Raw genomic sequence first — 4,450 nt, forward strand, 5'->3', positions numbered from 1 at the left:
AATTGGTCTACTCGTTCCATTATTTCATTCCCCATATACAACACCTCATTTAATACTTCAACAAAAAAACGCGATTCCCTCGAAAGGAAATCACGTTTTCTCAAAACATTATATATTATACCCAACCTCTGAAGCGACTAGCCTCAGCCATTTTACGAACACCAATCATGTATGCAGCTAAGCGCATATTCACTTTACGAACTTGTGATGTTTCATAAATTGAATCGAATGATTTTACCATTACTTTTTCTAAACGTTGTTCTACTTCTTCTTCAGTCCAGTAGTAACCTTGGTTATTTTGTACCCACTCAAAGTAAGATACCGTAACGCCACCAGCACTTGCTAATACGTCTGGAACAAGTAAGATACCACGATCTGTTAAGATTTTTGTTGCTTCTAATGTAGTTGGACCATTTGCAGCTTCAACCACAATTTTCGCTTTAATCTTATCAGCATTTTCTTCTGTAATTTGGTTCTCAATTGCAGCAGGAACTAAAATGTCGCAATCAAGTTCTAACAGTTCTGTATTTGAAATTGTATTATTAAATAGTTTTGTTACAGTACCAAAGCTATCGCGACGATCTAGTAAGTAGTCAATATCTAATCCATTCGGATCATGTAATGCACCGTAAGCATCTGAAATTGCAATTACTTTCGCGCCTGCATCATGCATAAATTTAGCTAAGAAGCTACCCGCATTACCAAATCCTTGAACAACAACGCGTGCACCTTTAATATCAATGTCACGTTTTTTCGCAGCTTCACGAATACAAATTGTTACACCTTTTGCAGTCGCTGTTTCACGTCCGTGTGATCCACCTAATACAAGTGGTTTACCTGTAATAAATCCTGGTGAATTAAATTCATCGATACGGCTATACTCATCCATCATCCATGCCATAATTTGTGAGTTTGTAAATACATCTGGAGCCGGAATATCTTTTGTCGGACCAACAATTTGGCTAATTGCTCGTACATAACCGCGGCTTAATCTTTCTAATTCACGGAAAGACATCTCACGTGGGTCACAAATGATTCCACCTTTACCTCCACCATATGGTAAATCAACAATACCACATTTTAAACTCATCCAAATAGAAAGTGCTTTCACTTCATTTTCTGTTACGTTTGGATGGAAGCGAATTCCACCTTTCGTTGGACCAACAGCATCATTATGTTGTGCACGATATCCTGTAAATATTTTAACAGTCCCGTCATCCATACGAACTGGAATTTTCACTGTCATCATACGAATTGGTTCTTTCAATAATTCATATACTTCGTTTGGATAACCCAATTTTTCTAATGCTTCGTTAATTACAATTTGTGTTGAATTTAACAATTCAAAATGTTGTTCCCCTTGTTGTTGTGTTTTCGTTTGAGTTCCCTTTTCGGCTACCATAGTAAGTAAACCCCCTGTAATTTCACTTGTTTAGTAAACCTTCATTGCCTAGTATACACCGTTAAATTTGGAATGCAATAGAAAACGCTAACAAATATATACAAACTATTTTGTATTGCAAGCGTTTTCACTATTATTATAGTCCTTTTATTGCTTTTAGAAAAGTAAAATACTTAAATATTTAAATATTTTTTATTTTCATCAAAATACATTCGATAAAACAATTATTTCATCCAGAAATACTGATTACATTTTAACATACAGATCGGCTAGWCTTGTTACCTACACTTCGTTTTATAGATTTTAGATTTTCAGCTGAATAAAAATAAAACCTCAAGCTACGTTACATTAGCTGAGGTTTTGTTTTTTCACAAAGTAATTATATATTTGTTCAATCGCTTGAGAATCCATTAATTCTTTACCATATTCCATTACGCGGTAAATTGTTGCTGTTGACGGATTACCGTACTCCGCTAAAATAGCTATAAAATCCGCCTTCAATAATTGAAATTGCTCTTCTTCTTCTATCCAAAGATAAAAACGATCATCCCACGTATACAACTTCCCATCAGTTACACCAAGGTTATATAAGCGATTTGACAAATTGATTACATCATCTAATGTAGCAAACTCGTAAAGTATATGTTCACTTTCATCAAGAGTCACTTGCATTTCAATAAACTCGTCACGGAACTCATCTTCTGTGTCCACTTCGTGATTTTCTTTTGTTACAATTACAACCATACCTTGAGCTTGTAGAGAAAATACTTCAACAGCAATCGGTCCATCCGCTTCAAACCCTAATTCTGTATTTGCTTCTTGCATCATATCACGGAATAGTTGCTGTACTTTMGGTGCATTTCTCCACAAATCTTCTTTCGTTAATCCTCGTTCAGATAAATCATCAAATGTTAGGAAAATTTTAATCTTATTATAATTTAAACGTTCCAGTCTCATCTCATACCCTCCCTACGTAACCATTGCATCTAATTTTTATTATATGAAATAGAAAATAGATGGTTCTTTTCGAACGACTATTCCGGCATCTTTAACCATCCATCCCATTCTTCTTTCGTGTTACCAATTAGGATATTTTGAAGATTTAATTGATCTCCAATGCCTTTTCTTCCTATAAAACCACCAGAGATGTTTTCATTTTTTTCTTGCAACAAGTCAATAAATTCTACTGCCTCTTCAAGTTCTCGTTCATCATCAAAAGATATAAACAAATATTTAGGTTGTAATTGTTCAATAGCTAGTAAAATACCTTCTTCATCTAAACTTGTCCCCATATACATTGTTTGATATCCTTTTAGTCGTAAATACGTCGCGAAAATAAATCCTTTTAATATATTATTTTCTAAAACGAAAACTTTGTTAACGGAAGAATACACCGACGCATTATGATAGATCATCCCTAAACGTGTTTGTAAGAATGATACAACATATTTGAATTGCGACATTGTAATCTCATTATTACTTTTTAAAGTTAACAACTTGTTTGCCACTTGAAGAATGATGCTTGCAACAACCTTTTCCGTTGAATATATACTAAAAACCTCGTTTAATAATGCAGAAATTGTAATTTCATCAAATTCTAACAAAGCTTGTAGTATATCGTCCACTAAAACAACTTCTGTATCAGTAATTTTTTCTTTTTGAACGTTGTTCTGCAACCGATTCCCTTCTAATAACTGAACTGCTTGTCCAATCATCATCCCCTCAGAAACTTTGTTCATTAACCATTTCAAAATATGAATATGCTCTTCTGTATATAAACGATGCCCCGCACGATTTCTCTTTGGGGCAATAATATGATAGCGTCTTTCCCATGCGCGAAGTGTACTCGGTTGAATTCCGAGTATATTTGAGACAGCTTTTATATTATATTTTCCATTTGAATTCGGCATTATTTCCCTCCGCATAACGTAAGGATATGTGTTTGGGAAGGTGCCCGAAAACGAAGAGGGAACAATGTTGTTCCATACCCATTACTAACAAAGAGAGTCGTATTAGAATGCTTATATACGCCACCCTTTAAATACTTTTCAGATGGAAACAACCGAATCTGGCCTCCATGTGTATGTCCACTTAATACGAGCGAAATTTGTTCATTACCAGACATTTTCTTTATTATATCTGGGTTGTGACTAATTAAAATGCGAAAACCTTCTTCTTTACAATCAGACAACGCTAAATCTAAACGATCTCGTTCTAATCCAACATCATCGATACCGAGTAAGCAAATTTTCTCTCCTAATTCAGACTCAAATACAACTCTTGTATTATCTAATACCTTCACATTATTTTCTATTAATAAAGCATCTAATTCGTGATACTCAATTTCATAGTCATTATTTCCCCATACAAAATATACAGGGGCTATTTCTCTTAACTTTTGAATATTTAAAGCGATTTGCGATAARGGTACTCCTTTTTCAGCTAAATCACCGCCAATAATTACGATATCTGCTTTTCCTTTCACTCGTTCAATTAGCGAGCTAGAAATGATCCTTCTATGAATATCCGAAATAAAAAAAACTTTAACTTTTTGAAAACTTTCCGGAAATTCTTCGAATACTAAAGTATGTTCCAACACTGTATTACGCATCGCTTCTTTATACATTCCAAGAAGACATACAAAACCAATGCTTATGAGAGTACATAATAATATAATCCATGACATATATTTTTTACTCTCCCTCCTCGTAAAGTATAGTCCTTAATTTTATGTGGAGCTATATATCACTCATTTAGCTAGCTCTCATACTTCGTGGACTTATCTTTTATAGGAATTTTCAATTCTTGTCCTACCTTCACTTCGTCTTCTTGTAAATCATTATACTTTTTTATTATTTCTATCCCATCTTCATCTGAGAAATATTGCTTCGCTATACTTTCTAAAGTTTCTCCATCTTTCACAACATGAGTTGCTACTTTCTCAGGCTGCTTCTTTGATTCAGTCTTAGCGGAATCAAAGAAAATTACTTCAAACGCACTTTTCTCAGCATTATTACTATCACTTTTTACCTGTATATACTTATCCGT

Annotated in this window: 5 protein-coding genes; all 5 read right to left on the bottom strand. The window is 34.0% G+C overall.

Going from position 1 to position 4,450, the window contains the following annotated elements; genetic code table 11:
• Positions 1-115: 115 nt before the first annotated feature.
• Complete coding sequence (gudB, locus tag AC1DJR_RS18325) at positions 116-1,402, bottom strand: NAD-specific glutamate dehydrogenase (protein WP_000225168.1); 1,287 nt, start codon at positions 1,400-1,402, stop codon at positions 116-118.
• Between the two features lie 348 nt (positions 1,403-1,750).
• Positions 1,751-2,359 carry a genetic competence negative regulator gene (locus AC1DJR_RS18330; RefSeq protein WP_002011786.1) on the bottom strand — a complete coding sequence of 203 codons (609 nt, stop codon included), beginning with the start codon at positions 2,357-2,359 and terminating at the stop codon, positions 1,751-1,753.
• Between the two features lie 77 nt (positions 2,360-2,436).
• Positions 2,437-3,312, bottom strand: coding sequence for a MerR family transcriptional regulator (locus tag AC1DJR_RS18335; protein WP_002011784.1), 876 nt, complete (start codon positions 3,310-3,312; stop codon positions 2,437-2,439).
• A complete protein-coding gene (locus AC1DJR_RS18340) occupies positions 3,312-4,088 on the bottom strand; it encodes a metallophosphoesterase (RefSeq protein ID WP_477003193.1) in 777 nt (258 codons plus the stop codon). The genes AC1DJR_RS18335 and AC1DJR_RS18340 overlap by 1 nt, the downstream gene beginning before the upstream one ends.
• A gap of 71 nt (positions 4,089-4,159) precedes the next feature.
• A partial coding sequence (locus AC1DJR_RS18345) for a LysM peptidoglycan-binding domain-containing protein (protein WP_477003194.1) occupies positions 4,160-4,450 on the bottom strand: 291 nt, incomplete at its 5' end.

This window comes from Bacillus sp. 05T31 (genome assembly GCF_056396725.1).